At 47.6% G+C, this 20,285-nt stretch carries 19 protein-coding genes; 4 read left to right on the forward strand and 15 right to left on the reverse strand.

The features are described 5' to 3' along the window. Positions 1–27 precede the first annotated feature (27 nt). From CWB99_RS16645 to CWB99_RS16655, 3 genes are all read left to right on the forward strand, one after another. Positions 28–543, forward strand: coding sequence for a sigma-70 family RNA polymerase sigma factor (locus CWB99_RS16645; RefSeq protein WP_138553476.1), 516 nt, complete (start codon positions 28–30; stop codon positions 541–543). Then, entirely contained in the window at positions 543–1,274 is a 732-nt protein-coding gene (locus tag CWB99_RS16650; RefSeq protein WP_138553477.1) for a DUF3379 family protein, read from the forward strand. Before CWB99_RS16645 ends, CWB99_RS16650 begins: the two co-directional genes overlap by 1 nt. A gap of 294 nt (positions 1,275–1,568) precedes the next feature. Further along, positions 1,569–2,468: a Tim44 domain-containing protein gene (locus CWB99_RS16655; protein ID WP_138553479.1), complete on the forward strand. Its 900-nt coding sequence runs from the start codon at positions 1,569–1,571 to the stop codon at positions 2,466–2,468. Positions 2,469–2,595: 127 nt separating this feature from the next. Here CWB99_RS16655 and CWB99_RS16660 read toward each other — a convergent pair whose 3' ends face one another. Continuing rightward, positions 2,596–3,786 carry a helix-turn-helix domain-containing protein gene (locus tag CWB99_RS16660; RefSeq protein WP_138553481.1) on the reverse strand — a complete coding sequence of 397 codons (1,191 nt, stop codon included), beginning with the start codon at positions 3,784–3,786 and terminating at the stop codon, positions 2,596–2,598. 130 nt (positions 3,787–3,916) lie between these two features. Between CWB99_RS16660 and CWB99_RS16665 the strand changes: the two genes are divergently transcribed. Next, positions 3,917–4,621, forward strand: a complete 705-nt coding sequence (locus tag CWB99_RS16665; RefSeq protein WP_138553483.1) for a DUF2306 domain-containing protein — start codon at positions 3,917–3,919, stop codon at positions 4,619–4,621. Here CWB99_RS16665 and CWB99_RS16670 read toward each other — a convergent pair. The 14 genes from CWB99_RS16670 to fabG all read right to left on the reverse strand — a co-directional run bounded on the left by CWB99_RS16670 (position 4,606) and on the right by fabG (position 20,272). After that, positions 4,606–5,370 (reverse strand): substrate-binding periplasmic protein, encoded by a 765-nt coding sequence (locus CWB99_RS16670; protein WP_138553484.1) that lies wholly within the window; start codon positions 5,368–5,370, stop codon positions 4,606–4,608. The genes CWB99_RS16665 and CWB99_RS16670 overlap by 16 nt on opposite strands. Positions 5,371–5,431: 61 nt before the next feature. Beyond that, positions 5,432–6,442 carry a substrate-binding domain-containing protein gene (locus tag CWB99_RS16675; protein WP_138553486.1) on the reverse strand — a complete coding sequence of 337 codons (1,011 nt, stop codon included), beginning with the start codon at positions 6,440–6,442 and terminating at the stop codon, positions 5,432–5,434. A gap of 164 nt (positions 6,443–6,606) precedes the next feature. Beyond that, positions 6,607–7,020, reverse strand: coding sequence for a hypothetical protein (locus tag CWB99_RS16680; RefSeq protein WP_138553488.1), 414 nt, complete (start codon positions 7,018–7,020; stop codon positions 6,607–6,609). A gap of 86 nt (positions 7,021–7,106) precedes the next feature. After that, the gene (locus CWB99_RS16685; protein WP_138553490.1) at positions 7,107–7,355 is read right to left on the reverse strand and encodes a hypothetical protein; all 249 of its coding nucleotides are present in this window, start codon (positions 7,353–7,355) and stop codon (positions 7,107–7,109) included. A gap of 1 nt (position 7,356) precedes the next feature. Continuing rightward, positions 7,357–8,295, reverse strand: a complete 939-nt coding sequence (locus CWB99_RS16690) for an ornithine cyclodeaminase family protein (protein ID WP_138553492.1) — start codon at positions 8,293–8,295, stop codon at positions 7,357–7,359. A gap of 10 nt (positions 8,296–8,305) precedes the next feature. Further along, the gene (locus tag CWB99_RS16695) at positions 8,306–9,382 is read right to left on the reverse strand and encodes a M24 family metallopeptidase (protein WP_138553494.1); all 1,077 of its coding nucleotides are present in this window, start codon (positions 9,380–9,382) and stop codon (positions 8,306–8,308) included. Beyond that, complete coding sequence (locus tag CWB99_RS16700) at positions 9,379–10,407, reverse strand: proline racemase family protein (RefSeq protein ID WP_138553496.1); 1,029 nt, start codon at positions 10,405–10,407, stop codon at positions 9,379–9,381. Before CWB99_RS16700 ends, CWB99_RS16695 begins: the two co-directional genes overlap by 4 nt. A gap of 58 nt (positions 10,408–10,465) precedes the next feature. Further along, positions 10,466–13,471 carry a TonB-dependent receptor gene (locus CWB99_RS16705; RefSeq protein ID WP_138553497.1) on the reverse strand — a complete coding sequence of 1,002 codons (3,006 nt, stop codon included), beginning with the start codon at positions 13,469–13,471 and terminating at the stop codon, positions 10,466–10,468. 414 nt (positions 13,472–13,885) lie between these two features. After that, positions 13,886–15,748 (reverse strand): DUF885 domain-containing protein, encoded by a 1,863-nt coding sequence (locus CWB99_RS16710; protein ID WP_138553499.1) that lies wholly within the window; start codon positions 15,746–15,748, stop codon positions 13,886–13,888. Positions 15,749–15,865: 117 nt separating this feature from the next. Then, positions 15,866–16,879 carry an endolytic transglycosylase MltG gene (mltG, locus tag CWB99_RS16715; protein ID WP_138553501.1) on the reverse strand — a complete coding sequence of 338 codons (1,014 nt, stop codon included), beginning with the start codon at positions 16,877–16,879 and terminating at the stop codon, positions 15,866–15,868. Beyond that, complete coding sequence (pabC, locus tag CWB99_RS16720) at positions 16,876–17,643, reverse strand: aminodeoxychorismate lyase (protein WP_138553502.1); 768 nt, start codon at positions 17,641–17,643, stop codon at positions 16,876–16,878. Before pabC ends, mltG begins: the two co-directional genes overlap by 4 nt. A 114-nt stretch (positions 17,644–17,757) precedes the next feature. Beyond that, a complete protein-coding gene (gene fabF, locus CWB99_RS16725; protein ID WP_138553504.1) occupies positions 17,758–18,996 on the reverse strand; it encodes a beta-ketoacyl-ACP synthase II in 1,239 nt (412 codons plus the stop codon). 83 nt (positions 18,997–19,079) lie between these two features. Beyond that, entirely contained in the window at positions 19,080–19,316 is a 237-nt protein-coding gene (acpP, locus tag CWB99_RS16730; protein ID WP_010374019.1) for an acyl carrier protein, read from the reverse strand. A 209-nt stretch (positions 19,317–19,525) separates the two neighbouring features. Next, positions 19,526–20,272, reverse strand: a complete 747-nt coding sequence (fabG, locus tag CWB99_RS16735) for a 3-oxoacyl-ACP reductase FabG (protein ID WP_138543848.1) — start codon at positions 20,270–20,272, stop codon at positions 19,526–19,528. Between the last annotated feature and the right edge of the window lie 13 nt (positions 20,273–20,285).

Raw genomic sequence — 20,285 nt, forward strand, 5'->3', positions numbered from 1 at the left:
TGTTGCTAAAGACAAGGTCTTATTAGCATGACCACAAAACAAAAACGTTACGAAAGTCTGGTCCAGGTGTACAACAAGGAGCTTTATCGCTTTGCTTACTGGTTGTGCCAGGACCCGACCATTGCTGAAGATTTGGTACAGGAAACTTTTTTACGCGCCTGGCGATCACTAGACGCCCTGCAGGATGACAGCGCAGCCAAATCCTGGTTATTAACCATTTTGCGGCGAGAAAATGCGCGCCGCTTTGAACGCAAACAATTTGATTATGCCGACGTAGAGCAGGACACGCTGGTCGACTCAACCAGCGCATCACCCGACTCGCAGACAGAACAAATGATGGTCCAGAGACAGATTAGTTTGTTGTCACCGGAATATCGTGAGCCGCTGCTGTTACAGGTTGTGATGGGCTGCTCCGGCGAGGAAATAGCACAGATCCTGGAACTCAACAAAAATACCGTGATGACCAGGCTATATCGTGCCAGAAACCAATTGAAAGAGGCTTTAACACAAGTGACCGAAACAGCAAAGGGGGCATCAAACTGATGGATGAACTTGAATTTCGCCGCCGCTTGTTTGCCGATCCCAATGATAAGGATGTAATTGCACAGGCAGACACAGATCCGGCCAAACAACGTCTCGTAAAAGAGATGCAGGATTTTGATGCAACGCTTCACAGTGCGCTGGATATTTCAGTGCCTGATGACCTGGCACAAAAAATCCTTGCAAAGCAGCAAGCAGATACAGAGACTTCCAGCAAACAAAGTGCCGAAGCAGAACAGCTAGCCTGGTACCGTCGCTTTAAAGCGCCGCTGGCCACGGCTGCCTCAGCCTTACTGGCTGTCTCATTGTACTTTGCAACCTCAGTTCAGGCGCCATTGCATGCAGGTGAACATGCGCTAGAACACGTATATTACGAAGCAGAAGCCCTGGCATTAACAGATGAAGTTCAGTTGCAGGTTGTCAACGAGAAGCTTGCTATGTTTGGCGGTAAACTGGAATCCATGCCGGGCAAAGTGACCTATGCAACGTTTTGTAACTTTAAAGGGCAGCGCAGTCTGCATTTGATATTTCAGTCGGAGCATGGCCCGGTAACTGTGTTTATTGTGCCCACCGACAGGAATGAAGCCACAGGCACAGACGAGCAGTTTGCCGATGCACGTTTCAGCGGAAGCATCAAGGCAGGAGAAAGAGCGGACACCATTTTAGTGGCCGATCTGAATACCCCGTTGGAGCGTTACGAAACGGCTGTGACAGAGTCATTACGCTGGTTGTAAATTTTACTCTCTTGATATACAACAACACCGGGTTTTAACCCGGTGTTGTTGTATTACTGTGTACCCGCCCTAACATTTAAAACAAATAGCTGATGAAAAAGAAGTAACTATCAGTTATTTACGAACAATCAGAAAGATTATTTCGACCTGAACAAAAAACACATGCAAACTTAATTATTTCAAACACTTAGCACCCATCTTGTGCAACGTAACCTGAACCCGCTATTGAAATCGCTTCGCTTCACCACATTGATTAATTACAATGCGTTCAGATCTAAAACTCAGAGGAACACCATGAAACAATTTATTGTTTTAATGACATTAATTGCCGTTTTGGTATCAACCAGTTTCAGTGCAGAAGCACGGAAAAAGTTCGGCAGCAAAAAAAGTGCGGGTAAAACCCACGCAACGAGCACCACGGCACAGAAAAAACAAGTGGACACCAAAACACTGGCACCGAATACTGCCGCAAAGCCTAAATCAAACAAAAAAGGCATTATGGCTGGCGTATTAGGCGGCCTGCTGGCAGGTGGCCTTATCGCTGCAATGATGGGCGATGACTTCGAAGGTTTCCAGTTTATGGAAATGATCTTGTTTGCGATTCTGGCATTCGTACTATTCAAAGTCATAAAATCCTTCATGACTAAACGCCAGCAACCACATATGGCGGGGATGCCTCAAGGTGGTAACTTTGGTGGTGGTAACTTTGGCCAGAATAATGCTGGTCAGGATCAAAACCAGAGCGCTCAGTTTCGTCAGCAAGCTCAATCAACCACGACGAGCGGTGGCTTTGGTCAGCAGCAGGAGCAAGTACCATTTAATTTGCCAGCTGACTTTGATGTGAACGGCTTCTTACAAGGCGCCCGAGAGCATTATCATACCGTACAGACTGCCTGGAACCAGGGCGATTTTGCCACTCTGGCTGAGTACCTGAGCCCTGAACTGGTCGAAGAGTTTAAACAAGACCGTGCACAACATGGCGATGTCGCAACAGAAGTGATGTTTGTTGATGCGCAATTAGTGCGTGCAGAAACCTCACCTGTGGCCTGGGAAGTGAGCGTCATGTTCAAGGGTAAATACCGTGACCTTGGCGACAAACAGGAAGAACCAATCCACGAGATCTGGCACCTGGAAAGAAAAACACAAGGCGATGCGCCTTGGGTTATTGTCGGTGTGGAAGATCTAATCGACTAAATCGACGCCTGTGCTACCGGAGCCACTTCGCTGGTAGCACAGTTTGTTTCATTCAATTGATTCCCTACCTTACCAATTAAACATCGGCTGAATTCAACCGCTTGTCGATTGAAGAGCTTTTGCCATTTTACCTTTCTACACGTGTACCCTTCTTATATTCCCCTGGTGTCATGCCTGTGTGGGTTTTAAATGCCTTATAAAAAGAAGATCGCGCGTTAAAGCCTACAGCCATCGCTATATCCAGCACGGTTTTATCGTTGGCGCGCAGTAGTTCCACTGCCGCGTCAATCCGAGCTTTATTAACATAGTCAAAAAATGACTGTCCCAATGTCTGATTTAAAGTTTGAGACACATAATTTGCTGATACTTTTAAATATTCCGCCAGTTTGTAGAGGGTCAGGTCCGGCTCCAAATAAAGCTTCTCTGTGACCACTGCAGTGTGTATTTTCCTGGCAATGCGATTTGCCTGCTCATCGCTTAACGCCGAATGCTGGTATTTGGCTGAAGCTGGTTGCTCTGTGACCTCGTCGCTTAGCGCATGTGACTTATCTGGCTGCTCAGTAAGCGGGTATACTTTGTCGAACCCGGGCTTTTGTCTTAGAGACCAGTAGAGCAAAAGCCAGATTGTCACAGTGGTCAATGTCGCCACTCCCCCCTCACGCAAAAACGTAGGTTGTGCACTCAAATCCTGCGCAAGGGTGAGCACCAGCCAGCCCCAGGTAAATACCATCAGGATTAACACAATACCTAACCAGCCCAGTTCACGCTCTTTGGTACTGGCAAATACCGCATGCAACTGACGCCGGTAAGTTAGCAAATGACGCCAGGTTTTAATCACATAAACCAGGCTTTGCAAGGGCCAGAACAGCATAACGGTAATGATCAACCAAACCGTAAGGCGTGCGTCAGCTGCCAGTTCCACGTTTCCTTCAGCGAAAAAGATACTAAATAAGGCGCTCTCAGAAAGCTGCAACAGGCTGAATGACAACACACAAGAGATACAGGCCGGAACAAAATGCCATAGACTATGGCGGGTAAAGCGCCAGGGGAACTGTGATGTTAACCCTCGCGTATAGAGGTAAAAACAAGGAAACAGTAACAACCAGGCCGGAACAATCGCTGCAATATAAGCATAACGGGCTGCGGGAAACTGAGCGAAGATAAGCGGACCAGATAAGATCACAAACAGAGAAAAAAGAAACAATGCCAGTGCCCGGTAACAATGCCAACGCCGTTCTCTGCCAGCGAGTATTGTCAATGCAAGCCCCAATGCACCGAGTAAAAAGGTATAGACAAACGTCAATTCAGCACTAAACAAAACACCTCAACCTTATGAATTTTATACTTATAATTATCACTAGTGTCCTAACCTTTAGTAATGGACGACAGCCTTTGACTGTCAGTATAAAGTGCATCACAAGCACATCGCAATAAAGAGGAATAACAAGATGGAACAGATCTCATTGACTATGCTGATACATATAATCACAGGAACCGTCGCCATAGTTGCAGGCGTTATCGCCATAGCAGTAACAAAGGGAAAGTCTTTACACGCTCGGGCAGGCACCGGGTTTGTCTATTCGATGCTCATAATGGCCCTCAGCGGTACCTTAATCGCGATATTACAACCCATGACCATCACTGCTATTGCAGGCATCTACACGATTTACCTGGTAATGACCGCGTGGCAGGCAGTGAAGTCAGCACCAAATACGCGAGGAAGATTCGATTATGCATTCCCTGTATGTTCACTGCTGATCATTTTCGCCTGTCTATATTTTAGCGATCAGGCGGGCACCAGCCCAGCTGAAATGAAACATGGCATAAGCGCTTATGATTACTACTTTTTTGTATTACTCGCCAGCTTGTCTTTTATTGGTGACGTGCGTCTGGCTTACTCAGGAGGCCTGGCCTCGACACCCCGCTTGATCCGCCATTTGTGGAGAATGTGTTTTGCTCTATTTATAGCGGTTGGTTCATTCTTGTCACAAGGCGCAGTAAAAGTGGTACCACAGGCACTTATAGACTCGGGTTTGTTAGCCATACCTGAGCCCTTTATCTTACTGGTCATTGTATATTGGTGCTTAAAATTGAGTCTTGGTAACAAAATACGCCAGTGGCGTGCTAATCGTACTGCTCAGTCCTCTTCCTGAGACAGATGCAGCCGGCATAGTTCAGTTGCCACTGAACTTTGCCGACAGTGTTGTGAAATTACCTGATTTTCGGCTTTTTTTATCAGTTCAGTCAATTCACCGCTTTGCGTCATACGACGTAACACGTCGTCGATTTTCTTCACCCAATGCCGCTGATCCTTATGGATATAGTGATACAGCTTCAACACTCGAAAGCTACGCTGATGTGGTACGACATTTTCAATTCCAGCCTTAGCCAGCATAACCAGGCCGTCGATACGATTGGTCAGAGCAATATCAGCCAGTCCCTTAGACACCAGATTCAATGCCTGTATGGTGGTATCCGTGTCCTCTACTTCGGACATCCCTTTGGTGATGTTATTGGTGTGTTTTACACCGCGCACTTTTGCAATTCTGTAGTTGCTCAAGTCTTGTTCATTCTGGATATCAACATGACTATCGCTGCGAACAAAAGCCATGGTCTCTAACGTGTAATAAGGGGTTGGAACACGAATAGTATGCGGATTCTCATCACCATAGCTGTAAATTCGCATGATTTCCCCATGCCGCTTTCCGCTACGCACCAGCTGTTGTGCACGCTTGCCTGGGTAAGGTGTTACCACAATGGTTACATTAAGTTGGCGGTAAATCTCAGGCAAGACCAGGCGCCCTACTTCCTGCTCAATCAGATAGTTAATTGATACAAAGTGCAAGGGCCCAGCAAACACGTTGTTGCACCATAATAGCAACAATAACAGGGACTTCTTCATCGGCCTACCGAGCTTTTAAGATGATGTTTATTCGATTATTTTAGTATCACCAGAGCAAATATCAATGATTGACTGTGCAAGTTGTAACATTGCCTTTGTTGCAATAATGATAATCCAGATAGTAGTGTGATTGCGCGGGCTTTTTACTCTGGATAATAAATTGGTACAACAACTCAGCCCCCAGACGCCCCATTTCAAAAGGTTTCTGCCCAATGTTGGTCACAGATAAGCCTCGTTGCAGTGCTTTGAGTTGGGTATTTTCTGTATCAGCGGAGATTATCACCCACTCCTGCTTAGCAATCAGCGCTTTAAACTGTGCCATGCGGGTTATGTAGTCTGGGTTAAACTGTGCAAACCCGGCAACGGCCAGAAATATTGGCGGGTTGGGATATTTCATCATTGTGATCAGCTGATCCAATGCATCAGCTCGTCTACCCATAGTAAAAAGCGGACAACGGTAATGCTCAACCCAGCCATTTTCACCAGACAATCTGTTTTTGCTTTGACCGGACAATGCAAATCGCACACCCGCGATGCGCTGGTTAAGGTTAGGCGTTGTCTGATGCCCCGACTGCAGGCAGATGTATTGTTTCGACTCGGTTTTAAAACGTTTAGCCTCTTCCCCCAGCGCCTTACCAAAATCAAAATTATTAGTCCCAACGTACGCCAAGCGATATGCCTGATGTTTTTTAAGTAAATCTGAATCAAAGGTAACGACCGGAATGCCTTTCTTAGCAGCCAGCCTGAGTGCACCATCAACAAGGTATCCTGAATCTGTGACTGAAATAAGCAGACCGTCGATATCTTTTTTGAGTAGTTCTTTGACTATCAGAACCTGCGTCCTGACATCCTGATAGTCATCAGCTCCGTCATAAAGACAGTTAATATTGGGGTAGTCACGTGCGAAATGAACACACCCTTTGTGCGATTGTTGGTAAAAGCTGTCGTTTTTGGTCTTTCCGACTACGGCAATATTGATAGGTGTAGGAGTGTCGTTGTCAGCAAAAGCCAATGCCTGAGAACACAAAAGCATGACAAAAAGAAGTAATATCTGAGCAATAAGATAGATCATGCAGGTGTCTGGTCCCGTAACTGCCTACTTGTTAACAGTGTAACCAAATCACTCTAAAAAACAATCACTTTGATATCAATAGGAAGCTGATTCCAGCTCAAAGAGTGCCGATAAATTAGAAAACTTCTTAAGTATCAGGCAACGCCTTTGAGCCGCTTTAGTAGTTATTTACAACTAAATGCCAAAGTAATCTGATACGGCTCACCCATGGAATCTTCGGCTATACCGCCACCAATACTCATAGCAGCGCCCACATCGTCAACGGCGTTCTCGCCTAAAATCCACATTGCAGTACCCGCTGCTTCGACAGCCGTCGCTATGTTACGCTTTTGCAGGTACTCCTGCTCAGGCATTGACCCCATATATGTAATGTTTTCATTTTGAATGTAAGCGTAACCGCGTTCTTGCTTTTCACAATAATGATTGGCCTGTTCTAGTGCTTCCTTGCCCGCCGCTTCTCTGGTCTCAGCAGTCAAGTTCACATAGTGCTTACCATCCGCAGAAGGACGAACGTTATTGTGATGTGCACAACCACTTGCGAAGATGGCGACCAAAGAGAATGCTATCCAGTTTTTCATGATGTTTACCCTGACTAATATGTATTTATTAAGACAGAGTATATTCAGTATCACCGTGGCATTCAGTGAGAGAATGTAGAAAAATGTTAGCTCTGTATCACGCCGTCGCTCGCCGCCAGTATCTGGCATGACTGCCCGGATTTAAAACGTTCATACAATGCATGATCGAATAAAATCGTATCACTCATTCTCTGATCAGCATATTGATAGGTCACCAGCATGTGTGCCTGATGACATACCAGCGGATTTATCAGACGTTTATCGCTAACAATAACTAAATCAATCACCGAACACTGACGATAATGCGGTTTCTCTTTCCTTGAAAAGCGCCACATATCAGTGATGCTCCAACACCAGTTTAGCAGCAACTAGATCACTCAGTGCCGTGCCCACAGATTTAAACAAAGTAATTTCACTGCTATGGCGACGCAAGTAGCGATTTTCCCGAGCCATATCAGCCAACTCCGCCTCAATCTGTTCAGCCTTAAATACCCCCTGCTCCATCGGGATAAGTATTTCTCCGGCTTCATTCAAGACGTTAGCTTTGCTGTCAACGAACACGCGACTGGCTAGCAAGGTCGCGGTATCTATTTCCCTGGCATTTTTGTGGTGATTGCCAATCAAGTCGATATGTGTCCCAGGTTGCAACCAACATCCGTCAAATAGTGGCTTATGGCTCCCTGTCGCAGTACAGATAACGTCTGCCGCGCCAATCACCTCTGCACTGCTTTGACCCAACTCGAACCTGACTTCAGGAAACATAGTCATCAAAGATGCCTGAAGGCTGGCCGCTTTGTCTGAATTCCTGGCGATCAGCGTGACCTTTTCATAGCCCCTCACGGCCAGATGCGCGCGGACCATGTAAGGAGCAAGCTTACCAGAGCCAAACATCACCAAATGTTTGGCATCTTCTCTGGCAAGATATGATGCAGCCAGTGCTGACACCGCAGCGGTACGCCATAATGTCACCTGAGTACCATCCACCAGTGCCAGGGGTTCACCATACGCACGATCAAACAACATAATCTTGGAATAGAGGCTGGCTTTACCATGGGCTTCATTTTCGGGGAAATAGGTAAAAGCCTTGATGCCAATGACGGTGTCATTCCACGCGGGCAGCACCGCAAATGCATTGTGATTGTTGTCATGTGGTTCCAGCTCAAAAACACTGCGCTTTGGCATAGCATGCTCACTGGCAAACCCGCGCTGTAGCGCTGCTATCAGAATAGGAAATGAGAGTGCCTGCTGCACCTGTTCGCGTTCAATGATTTTCATAACTTCTCCTTTAGAGTTCGAAGTGTTGCGGAGAATGAGTGAGCAGCTCATAGCCAGATTCGGTGAGTGCAATGTCTTCCTCCAACCTGACTCCACCATAACCCGGAATGTAAATGCCAGGTTCGATGGTGATCACATTGCCCGGTTCCAGTTGATAATTGACACCGGGTTTGATGAAAGGCTGCTCGTGTAGAAAAAGCCCCAGACCATGACCCAGCCCTTCACCGGCATACTGAGCAAACTCACTGTTTAGCAACACTGCGTGGGCTGCCTCATTCAACACCTGGCAATCTGCTCCACTGCAGGCTCGCGCCAGTGCTGCTTGCTGTGCTGTTTGTACCGTATCAAACATTGCCCGTTGTTTGGTGCTTGGAGTGCCATAGACATAGGTGCGCGTCATATCCGAGCGATAGCCGTCAACAACCGCCCCAAAATCAATCAGGATAAGATCTCCATGGCGAAGTTGCTGCGTGGATGGATTGCCATGCGGTAAGGCACTGCGCGCACCAAACAGGAGTATCGTGTCAAACGAGACACCTTCTGATCCCAGTTTCTGCATCCGGTAATCTAACTCCAATGCTAATTCGCGCTCACTGACCCCCTCTTTTATTAGAGGTAACGTATCTGCCAGTGCCTGATCAGCTATCTGTGCAGCCTGACGAATGCGGTTAACCTCATGTGTCGTTTTAACCTGTCGCAGTTGCTCAACCAGTCCAGGCGTTGGCATTAAAACTCGGCCTGAGAGCTCGCCACTGATCTGCTGCCACTGACCGACATCAATATGGGCTGCGTCAAACGCCAGCACCTTTAACTGCCCAGATAAACGATTCAGACACTGACCCAGGCTTTCAGTATCTCGGTGCCTGAGCACGACTTCGGTCTGCTCAGCTTCTTTGCTGGCGCGCTCAAAGTAACGATAGTCAGTGATCAGTAAACACTGCTCGTGACTAATCAATAATGTGGCGGCATGGCCGCTGAATCCACACAAATAGCGAATGTTCTCATAGCCAAAGACCAGCATTCCTTCATAATCAGATGTCAGGAGCTGACTACGCATTCTGGTTTGTCGTTGTAAATACTGACTCATCTTAGAATAAATCCATGTTTTAGCGGATCACTGGGATCCAGACAAAATATATGTTTTCCGGTCAGATACGCCTCGCCCATCACTTTTGGACGAACCGCCTGATGTCCGTAATACTGAAAAGTTTCACCAATACTGGTGTCAAAACCACAACCCAAAAGCCCCTCAATATGAACAACTTCGCCCGGGCCCAGTTTGCCCTCTACCGCCAGCAACGCCGCTCTGCCACTCACACCAGTACCTGTGGGGCTGCGATCCAATGAACCATCGGCAAATATACAAACATGACGGCTATGACTGTCTACACCACAGACTTGTGAATTGGAGTAGAACACCACACCATATAGAAAACCCAGAGAAGGGTCTTCTGGATGTGTAAGCTCAACGACTCCGCTCAGAGTTCGTTTTATTTTTCTGCCCAGAGTTATGATTTCTTCATAGTTTTGCTCAATGAGTGCTAAATCTAGTTGGTCGGCATTTACATAGGCGTAATAGGCACCACCAAATGCAATATCACAATGAACAGTGCATTGTGGTGACAACGTCACAGGCACATTAAGCTGACATACAAATGATGGCACGTTATAAAAGCCCACTCGCTGACTCTCAGAGGAATAAAATGCACTGATTTGCCCTGCTGGGGTATCCATGTTGAGGGACTGCTCTTCGACGACTCCTGGTCCTAACGATCTGGCCAACTCAGTTAGCGCAATCACCGCATGACCACACATTGTCGAGTAACCCTCGTTATGCATAAATAACACACCAAATGCGCTATCATCCCTTTCGGGCTCAGTGAGTAACGCGCCATACATATCCGCATGTCCGCGCGGCTCAAACATCAATGCCCTGCGCAGTTCTTCAAAGTGGGCCTGGCAGTATAAGCGTTTCTCAACCATACTTTTGCCTTGTGGTTCAGGCCAGCCAGTCAGTATGATACGAAGTGGCTCACCCGCCGTGTGCATATCTAATGCCTGAACTTGTTGCCAATGTGGCGGTATATGCCACTGAGTCAGGTCAGATTTCATCTTACCTCCATAACGAAAAGCCGGGCATAAAGCCCGACTGACCAGGGAAAATGTTCAGTTAAAAAGTAAAGCGCGCAACCAAAGAAATGTAACGTTCCTCCTGTCGGCGTGTCACCAACCCATAATCTGGGTTAAGCTCCAGTTCCTGCCCTTCTACAGAGCTGCTGCGAGTTCTGGTTTCGGTGATATCTAAAGCGGCATCATTATTAAGCAGGTTGTAGACAGTGGCTTTAAGCATCAGATCATGACCTGAGATCTCCGTGTTGTAGGTCAATGACATATCCAGATTTGTCAACCATGGGAGGTTATCGATACTGCCTCGCGGTGCCGGATTGCCATTTTCATCGTAGTGACTGACATGACCATAACCGCGACTCACGCACTTATCCCAGGGACTGCCCTTTTTACAGCTATCAACATCACTCGGGTGTAATGACAAATAGTTTGTCGGGCGACCCGAAATAGCACGGGCAACCAACCCTAAGGTTAACTCATCGGTCAGTTCGTAGGCACCTGAGAACTTGAAGGCATGACGGTGATCATTGGGTAAGTCACCGTAACCGTGATCCATCAGATCGGCATAGTCGTAGGACGTCGTCCAGCCTGGATCGGCCTGATTGTTGTCGGTTTTTACCAATCCTTCAGTGTTGCCATAGCTGTGCGACCAAGTGTAAGAGGAATTGATCCTAAAGCGATCAGTCAGGTTGCCCTCCAAGGTAAACTCCAGTGCCAGGTATCTACGTTTAGCCTGCTGCAATGCAAGTTCCTCGGCGCTGAGCGTGATGTCATCGACCTGCCCGTCACCGTCAAAGTCATAGCTCAGGGAAATGGCTTCGCCAGGATTGTTCAGCACATAGTAGGAGCTTTGTCCGACGTTATCCGTGATCCCCAGCTCAGCCAGCTTTTTCGCCAGTACCGGTGCAACATTAGTATCTTCAACGCTGCGCCCTAAATCCCGGTAGATTGCGCGGATCCCCAGCGCCATATCGTCGAATACCTCCTGCTGATAGCCTAACGTAAACTCATCAGAATACATTGGCTTCAGATCGGAAGATGCGATAAGACCCGGCTCTGTGATCCCCCGTTGAGTCCAGTAGCGGTCACGAAACTTAGCCCCCCGGCTAGGCGAGCCATCAGCTTCGAGAACAGGTAACCCATTGGCATCTACCTGATCCAACGCATAATAGTCATACCACTCAACTGAAGCAGAACCGAGCGTCACGTTCATATTTGCCGATACCGGTTGAAAGTAACGGCCATAGGTGGCAAAAATTTTAGCGCTGCCGTCACCGTGCAAATCATAAATGGCCTGTAATCTTGGCGCGATTTGATTTTTCATGTCCACATAGGGGCGACCATCCGTTACGGTGTTTTCAAATTCACTGTATCTAAGCCCTAAATTCAGCACTAAGTTATCCGTGGCCTGCCAGCTGTCATTGATATAAAACGCTAAAGCTGTTGAATCTGAGTCAACTTCTCGGGTACGTACCCGATGCTCGATATAATCGCTGCCCTGAGGTGCACCAGATAGATCGCCCTCAGACGCTGTCATCACCGTCCACCAGCCTTGTGCTTCGCCAATGCCATTCTGGCCTTCGTAGTAATCGACCGTGATCTTGGCATAGTCCAGGCCAAAAGATATCGAGTGCATCTCCAGATCCCAGGTAAAGTCCAGCTTAAACTGGTCACGGATAAACTCTTCTTCTGTGATACCGCTGGCGGTGTGTGATGAAACAGTCACAAAACCATCACGCTCATCCCACACACCCGGATCTGTTGAAGCCACAACGTTTTCGACATTTTCCGACACCCGACCTAACACAGCAGACACAGAAAAGAAGTCGCTAAGATAGCCGTTGTAGTTCAGGCTGTAGACTTTACCACCGTCCTCACCCGGGGCGGCTACCCCTCGGGGATCGCCAATCACATTACTTTCCCCGTCATAGGTATAGGATTGTCTTTCCCAGGTGCGCTTGTTATTCATGGCAGAAAAACCTACGGAATGGTTTTCATTAATGAACCAGTCCAGTTTGGCAAACCAGCGATCTTCTTCACGATCTCGGTCGTTGTAGACGGTTTGCCTTGCCCAGGTATGATTTTCCCTGCGCGGAGCGAGCAATCCATAAAAGAACAAGGAGTCTTCAATCAGTGCACCACTTGCCCAAACCTGAAGCTCTTTAAACGTTTCGCCTGATTGCTTTGTGTTGGTGTCATATCCCACAATTCCATTACTCTGATATATGGAGTCGTGTTGGTCTCTTAAGCTATTGGGGTCATAACGCATTTCAACCCCCAATTTAAAATCATTGTCGCCGGACTTAGAAACGGCGTTAACTATACCGCCAAGTGCACCACCAAATTCCGGACTGACCCCGCCAGTTTTAATTTGAGTTTGCGAAATCGCTTCCCAGGGAAGGCGAATAGAACCCAGGCCGGTACGAATGCTGGTGACATTCAACCCGTTGAAATAGTAACCATTCTCTGCCGAGGATGAACCTCCGAAGCTGGATGCCCCTTTGAACTCTGAGCCACCGGGTTCAGCAGTTCCGGGCGCCAATAGCGCAATACTTTCAAAGCCGGTATTTACGGGCATAGCTTTGATTTCTTCGTCTGTGTATGTAACCCCCGCTGTGGAAGATGCCATGTCAACACGGCGAATGGCCGTACCTGATACCGCAATGCGCTCGATATCTGATGTACCTATCCTATTAAGTTGGGCATCCAGTAACACCGACTGGCCTATACTCACCTGAACCTGCTCTTCGAGCACAGTTTCGAACCCGTCCTTGCTAATCGACACCCGATATTGACCGACCGGTAAATTACGCAAAATATATTCACCCTGTGCATTGGTTCTGACGCTAAATGTCAGTCCTTTTGCTTTGTGTGTGAAGATGAGTTCCACACCGCTCAGGTCATTGCCCTGGCCACTGACGATATTACCTCTGATCAAACTGTTGCCATCTGCAGCTAATGCAGGCACCCCGCCGCCCAATGCCAGTGCTATTGCACTCGCAGCCAGCGTCTGACGGATCACCTGCGTATTATTTTTATTGTTACGCATTTTTTTATTCCTGTTGAGTTCCCATTAATGTTGTGCCTGTAACAGACCTAATCACCCTACAATGGATTTATATTGTATACAATATTTTTTATTCAAATAAATTGAGGAGTTGATTTAATCAGGTGTTTTTCAGCGTGTTCAGAAGACTGACGTCTCCTATCCCTGTATTTCATATGAAAGGCTGTTATGTCAGTTTGTATCTATTTTCAGGGCAAAAATAAGATGAATAGAAGATATTGAAAATAAAAAGTTAGTTTCCTGGATGAGGTTATGGCAGATAGTCAAGAGATGCCAACACGGCTTAACGTATTAATACTTCGAGTAATAAAAAACCACACGTCACTGCATGAAGATATTTTCTGCGGCAGTACAATCAGGTGTTAAAAAAGGTGGCTAATAAGCCACCTCTTAAAGTTAACTTTGTGACGCGACCCAGCGGTCGACATCGTCTTCCACTATCGCCAGTGGTCTGGCGCCTTTCAGTAAGATCACATCATGGAACGCCTTGATATCAAACTTATCGCCCAATGCCTTACGCGCCTTATCACGCAGCTCAACGAGTTTAATCATACCCAGTTTGTAACCCAGCGCCTGTCCTGGCCAGGCAATATAACGGTCAATGGCCGACGTCACATCACTCATTGCCGAACCTGTTGCCTCTGCAAAGTACTCAATCGCCTGCTGACGCGTCCACTGTTTATAGTGCAGACCCGTGTCAACTACCAGGCGTGCAGCGCGATAGGCTTCGGCCTGCAAACGGCCCAGATCACCGAACGGATCGCTTTCGTACATGCCCATCTCATAAGCAACCAGCTCAGAATACAGCGCCCAGCCCTCGATATAGCCATTGAATGAAGCATTCTGACGCATCAGGCCTATGTCTGTCTGCAACATATTCAGGGCAATCTGGAAGTGGTGACCGGGAACCGCCTCATGATAGGTCAGTGTTTTCATACCAAAGCTTGGCACTGCCTTCATGTCTTTAAGGTTGATGGCAAATACACCTGGGCGACTACCATCCAGGGAGGGCGCACTGTAGTAGCCACCCGGAGCACCAGCTTCAACTTCTTTTGGAATACGGCGCACTTCTACTTTTTGAGGCGGTAATGTCGAGAAGTATTGCGGTGCCTTCTTATTGATGGTCTCAATTTCTCCACGTAAAAAGGTCAGCAATGCCTCACGGCCTGCATCGCTGTCTTCGTATAAAAAGCGTGGCTCATCATTGAGCTGCTTCATACGATCGCCAACAGAGCCGGTAGTGTAACCATTTTCGCGCAAGATCTGATCCATCCGCTCTGTAATACGCTTGACTTCAGCAAGCCCAATATCGTGGATCTGTTGAGCACTTAGATCTGAGTCGGCCAGATAGGTAATTTCATGCTGGTAAAAGGCTTCACCACCAGGTTGCGCCCAGATCCCGACTTTTTCTGGTGCTTTTGCTTGTAACACTTTGAGGTCGGCAATTACACGCTGGTATGCCGGATAAACCTTTTGGTCAATCAATGCTGTAGCCGTATTAACGAGCTCAGTTCGCTGTGCGTCGGAGATAGATGCAACTTTTGATAATTTGGCATCAAATGAAGTAACCAATGGGTGTTTATCGCCCGAATGCGCGGTAAAGTTATTCAGGTATCCAAAGGTATTCGGGAACAAGACTTTGGGCAGGATAATACCCTTTTCAGCATCCTCCGCCAGCTTACCCCGGACCTGATCGGTCAGTGTTGCAAACGCTTCCAGCCTGGCCAGGTAGTTTTGCGCATCCTGCAGGTTTTCAACGCTGTGCTGATCTTTGAGCAGGTTTGGAATATCTACCAGGGGTCCGGAAAGCTGATTAACAATATAAGGTAAGTGGCCACCCCAGGTGTCTATATATCCGCCGCTAAATTGGGCATCCCCGGCATAATAACGCGCCAGCACTTCGTTCACACGTAGGTGTAAACGATCATCTTCACTCATCTGGTGCGCTTGCAGGCGCTTCAGTTTTTCTGCCGCATTATTCATATCTATTTGCAGCGCCTGCATACCCGATGCTGAGTAGTCAGGTAGCCTGTCGGCATAACTGCCGTATTGATCAGCAGATAGCTTTAATGAGGTTGCCAGTGCAGGCTGATGATTAATAAAAGTTTGCGTATAGGCGTTAACTTGCTTGTCAATATCAGCACGTGACAATGGTGCAGCAGCAGTAGCTGCTGAGTCGGTCTGGTTGACCCGACTTTCCTGAGCACAGCCCGACAGAGCAATCGCTACGGCGAGTGTGAGCGCGTTCAACTTATTCATTACAGAGCTCCAGTTTTTTGTTCTGCGTGTAGTGTTATGTTGCTGGTATATCATATTTGTCTACAATATACAGCCGCTTGCGACCACTCTTTGAGTTTCGCAGTTATTTTTGCTTACTCAGCCACTTTGTTTGTTCAAGATATAGCGCTGTACCGCTTGGTTGTGCTCTCGTAAGGATTTTGAAAAATAATGGCTGCCATCACCTTTTGAGACAAAATACAGGTAGTCCGTTTGTGCCGGCTGAGTGGCTGCTTTTATCGCATCGAACGACGGCATGGCGATGGGTGTCGGGGGCAAGCCTTTGATTCGGTATGTGTTGTAAGGCGTATGCTCGCGCAAATCGCGCCGTTTAATGTCTCCGTCAAAACGCTCACCCAGACCATAAATAACCGTCGGGTCCGTTTGCAGTCGCATCTTGCGGTTCAAGCGGTTTACAAAGACAGACGCAATGACCGGGCGCTCTTGTGCTTTGCCCGTTTCCTTTTCGATGATGGATGCCAGGATCAGCGCCTCATAGGCTGAGCTGATGGGCAAATCAGCTGCACGTTGCTGCCATGCAGCTGCCAGTTGCTGATGCATACGCTTGCTGGCACGTTTTATTATGGCAGATGCTTTACTGTGCGCGTGATAATGATAGGTTTCGGGGTATAACCAACCTTCTGGATGAAAAGCCGGGTTGCCGGACAGACCTGCTGTATCAACCTGAATATGCCTGGCCATGTCTGCTTCGCTCAGATCAAAGTGAATAAATGGCGCTTCTTTGAGGTTTGCCAACACCTGTTTAAAGGTTTGCCCTTCGATAATGGTGAACATGAAATCGGCCTGCGTCCCGGCACTTAACTTTGATAGCGCATCGAGTACACTCAAACCTTGTAATTCGTATACACCTGCTTTAACTTTAACCCGCTCCGGGAACACTTTGCCATAAACCTGATAAGGTAAACAGCTTTCGACCCAGCCCAGGCCTTGCCAGCGCTGACAAATTGCCATAAAGCTGTCACCCCGCTTCACCTCAAAGTAGCGTGTATCACTGCGAAGTGGTGCTTCCTTAAACTCTGAAATTGTGTGCGTGGCTGCCAATACAACAATGACTAACCCGGACAGCAAAAGTAAAATCAGCTTTTTGATCATAATCTAACAACAAGCTCCTTTGCCTGGGCATGCGCATTATCCAGGCTGAAATGGTGATTGCTAATTTGGCGTACAGGCACCAGGCCCATCAGACTGTTACAAACATACACAGCATCAGCCGCATACACAGACTCCAGACTCAGTGAAGTCCTTTTAATGGGGTTATGCTGTTGCAGGCTTGAGAGATAAACGCCCTGGATCCCACACTGAGACAAATCGGGCGTATACCATTGCTTATCTTTATAGATCAGAATATTGGCTGCCGAACTTTCGATTACCTGGCCATGTAAATCCATCACAAGTACATCATCCGCAGCCTTCTGTGCGGCATTTTGTTTAATGAGCACCTGCTCAAGGCGGTTTAATGTTTTCAGCCCGGCTAACATAGGTTGGTGACCAAGACGCACGTCAGACATAGCCAGCGTAATACCGTCTTCACGCCAACGGTTATAATGAGCCGGATATGCCGATAGCGACACCAGCGTTGTAACCTGAGCCTGGTCAGGCAAGCCATAGCCTCTGCCGCCCTCTCCTCGGGTGATCACCACTTTGAGCACGCCTTCATCCACTTCCCTCGACGCGCACTCGCATCGCTCTGTCAGTGCCCTGAAGTCTAACTCAGGGAAATACAAAGCACTTGCACACTGCGCCAGGCGTTTTAAATGGCCCTCCCAGCGCTCCAGTTTACCCGCTGAAATCTTGACCGTTGTAAAAAAGCCATCGCCATAGTTGAGTCCCCGGTCCCGGCTGCTTACCTGCTGCATTCGTTTTTACCACACCAAATTGAATGCACCAACTGTATCATATCCACTGTTCTGACGGTGTCATTTGGACATAAAAAAACCCGGCAATGCCGGGTTTTCATGATGTTTCTGAGATTAGACTTTTTTAAACAGCAAAGAGCCATTTGTACCGCCAAACCCAAATGAGTTACACAGCGCATAATCTAACTTTGCATCACGTGCGGTATGCGGCACGTAATCCAGATCGCACCCTTCATCCGGGTTATCCAGATTGATAGTCGGCGTTACTTTTTGATGTTGTAGAGACAAGATACTAATGATCGACTCTACAGAACCCGCAGCTCCTAGCAAGTGACCCATCATTGACTTGGATGAGCTGACCATCACATCTTTTGCTGCATCACCGAAGATGGATTTCACAGCAGAAGTTTCTGCTTTGTCACCCGCCGATGTAGACGTACCATGCGCATTAATGTAACCGACCTGCTCAGCATTTACACCCGCGTCCTGTAGGGCGTTTTCCATCGCCAGTGCAGCACCTGCACCATCTTCAGGCGGTGAAGTCATGTGGTATGCATCGCCACTCATGCCAAAACCGACCAGCTCAGCATAAATTTTCGCACCACGTGCTTTTGCATGTTCGTACTCTTCCAGTACGATCACACCTGCGCCATCTGCCAGTACGAAGCCGTCACGATCTTTATCCCAAGGGCGCGACGCCGCTTGTGGATCATCATTGCGCGTAGACAAGGCACGAGCCGCGCTAAAACCACCCATTCCGATTGGAGTTGACGCTTTCTCTGCACCACCTGCAACCATAGCATCTGCATCGCCGTAGGCAATCATACGTGCCGCATGGCCAATGTTGTGCAGGCCTGTCGTACATGCAGTAACGATAGAGATATTCGGGCCTCGCAGACCGTGCATGATAGACAAGTGACCTGAGATCATATTGATGATGGTCGAGGGCACATAGAAAGGAGACAGCTTGCGTGGGCCACTGTTGAGCAGCTTCACATGGTTTTCTTCAATCAGCGTCAGGCCCCCGATCCCAGAACCCACAGCGACACCAACGCGTTTGGCATTTTCTTCTGTGATTTCCAACCCGGAATCTTTAAGCGCCTGTACTCCCGCCGCGATACCGTACTGAATGAACAAGTCCATTTTCTTGGCATCTTTCTTTGACATGTATTGAGTCTCGTCAAAATCATTGACCAGACCCGCAAATTTGGTACCGAACTGAGTAGTGTCAAAGTGTGTGATATTGCGAATACCACTTCGGCCTTCTAACAAGCCCTGCCAGGTTGACTCTACGTCATTACCTAGCGGCGTCAACATACCTAAGCCAGTTACTACGACTCGACGTTTAGCCACGGTTTCCTCCAAAAGGGATTTTCGAAATGATGGGGGGATAAAGAATCAGGGCAGCGAACGCTGCCCTAATTTAAAGTCGTTAATTACTCAGCGTGAGCAGTAACGTAGTCGATCGCTGCCTGAACAGTAGTGATTTTCTCAGCTTCTTCGTCAGGGATTTCAGTGTCGAACTCTTCTTCCAGAGCCATTACCAGCTCAACAGTGTCAAGAGAATCAGCACCCAGATCGTCTACGAAAGACGCTTCTGATTTTACTTCTTCTTCTTTAACACCTAGTTGCTCAACGATGATTTTTTTTACGCGTTCTTGGATGTCGCTCATTCTTCTTTCCTTTATTTAAACGCTATCGCGTTAATTTCAGATTGCGGCGTAGTTTACGGCGCATCATACTGTGATTCAAGGATTGACCATGACTTTTTTTTCTGGTCAAACCTGTTACAAAATATTTTGTACTTTTATCGCCTATTTTAATAGCAATTTCAAGTAAGATTGCCGCAAGATCACAAAAACTTCAACCTCGCGCACAATTGTTACACCATGTACATGGCGCCATTTACGTGCAAAGTTTCGCCTGAAACATAGGCACCGGCATCTGATGCAAGGTAAACCGCCGCTGCTGCGATCTCTTCTGGCTTGCCAAGACGTCCTGCTGGCACGTTCGCGAGCGTTGCCGCCTTTTGCTCGTCAGTTAGCTCATCAGTCATGTCTGTTTGGATAAAACCAGGTGCGATAACATTCACTGTGATACCACGTGATGCGACTTCGCGTGCCATCGACTTCGAAAAACCAATCACGCCAGCTTTAGCGGCTGCATAATTCGCCTGACCAGCGTTACCCATAGTGCCTACTACTGAGCCGATATTGATGATACGGCCTGATTTTTTCTTCATCATAGGACGCAAAACCGCCTTAGACAAACGGAAAATTGAGCTCAGGTTAGTATCAAGGATATCATCCCACTCCTGGTCTTTCATTCGCATCAACAGGTTGTCACGGGTAATACCGGCATTGTTAACCAAGACATCCACATCACCCAGGTCTTGCTTGATTGCCTGCAGGGTTGCTTCAATTGACTCAGCATCGGTTACATTAAGTTTGTACCCTTTACCATTTTCGCCTAAGTAGTCAGAAATTTTTTCTGCACCTGACTCACTTGTTGCGGTACCCGCTACTTTTGCACCTTGTGCAACCATAGCATTTGCAATGGCTTTACCAATACCACGGCTCGCGCCTGTAACAAGTACTACTTTACCTGTTAAATCAAATAGGTTTGTCATCTTAGTTTCCGTT

It is taken from the genome of Pseudoalteromonas rubra (assembly GCF_005887095.1).
In the GTDB taxonomy this organism is placed as follows: Bacteria; Pseudomonadota; Gammaproteobacteria; order Enterobacterales; family Alteromonadaceae; genus Pseudoalteromonas; species Pseudoalteromonas rubra_E.

What these genes read in the sequence shown, in the direction of transcription:
- CWB99_RS16645 (WP_138553476.1), top strand. Translation starts at nt 28, where the DNA reads ATGACCACAAAACAAAAACGTTACGAAAGTCTGGTCCAGGTGTACAAC.
- CWB99_RS16650 (WP_138553477.1), top strand. Translation starts at nt 543, where the DNA reads ATGGATGAACTTGAATTTCGCCGCCGCTTGTTTGCCGATCCCAATGAT.
- CWB99_RS16655 (WP_138553479.1), top strand. Translation starts at nt 1,569, where the DNA reads ATGAAACAATTTATTGTTTTAATGACATTAATTGCCGTTTTGGTATCA.
- CWB99_RS16665 (WP_138553483.1), top strand. Translation starts at nt 3,917, where the DNA reads ATGGAACAGATCTCATTGACTATGCTGATACATATAATCACAGGAACC.
- CWB99_RS16670 (WP_138553484.1), bottom strand. Translation starts at nt 5,370, where the DNA reads ATGAAGAAGTCCCTGTTATTGTTGCTATTATGGTGCAACAACGTGTTT.
- CWB99_RS16675 (WP_138553486.1), bottom strand. Translation starts at nt 6,442, where the DNA reads ATGATCTATCTTATTGCTCAGATATTACTTCTTTTTGTCATGCTTTTG.
- CWB99_RS16680 (WP_138553488.1), bottom strand. Translation starts at nt 7,020, where the DNA reads ATGAAAAACTGGATAGCATTCTCTTTGGTCGCCATCTTCGCAAGTGGT.
- CWB99_RS16685 (WP_138553490.1), bottom strand. Translation starts at nt 7,355, where the DNA reads ATGTGGCGCTTTTCAAGGAAAGAGAAACCGCATTATCGTCAGTGTTCG.
- CWB99_RS16690 (WP_138553492.1), bottom strand. Translation starts at nt 8,295, where the DNA reads ATGAAAATCATTGAACGCGAACAGGTGCAGCAGGCACTCTCATTTCCT.
- CWB99_RS16695 (WP_138553494.1), bottom strand. Translation starts at nt 9,382, where the DNA reads ATGAGTCAGTATTTACAACGACAAACCAGAATGCGTAGTCAGCTCCTG.
- CWB99_RS16700 (WP_138553496.1), bottom strand. Translation starts at nt 10,407, where the DNA reads ATGAAATCTGACCTGACTCAGTGGCATATACCGCCACATTGGCAACAA.
- CWB99_RS16705 (WP_138553497.1), bottom strand. Translation starts at nt 13,471, where the DNA reads ATGCGTAACAATAAAAATAATACGCAGGTGATCCGTCAGACGCTGGCT.
- CWB99_RS16710 (WP_138553499.1), bottom strand. Translation starts at nt 15,748, where the DNA reads ATGAATAAGTTGAACGCGCTCACACTCGCCGTAGCGATTGCTCTGTCG.
- mltG (WP_138553501.1), bottom strand. Translation starts at nt 16,879, where the DNA reads ATGATCAAAAAGCTGATTTTACTTTTGCTGTCCGGGTTAGTCATTGTT.
- pabC (WP_138553502.1), bottom strand. Translation starts at nt 17,643, where the DNA reads ATGCAGCAGGTAAGCAGCCGGGACCGGGGACTCAACTATGGCGATGGC.
- acpP (WP_010374019.1), bottom strand. Translation starts at nt 19,316, where the DNA reads ATGAGCGACATCCAAGAACGCGTAAAAAAAATCATCGTTGAGCAACTA.
- fabG (WP_138543848.1), bottom strand. Translation starts at nt 20,272, where the DNA reads ATGACAAACCTATTTGATTTAACAGGTAAAGTAGTACTTGTTACAGGC.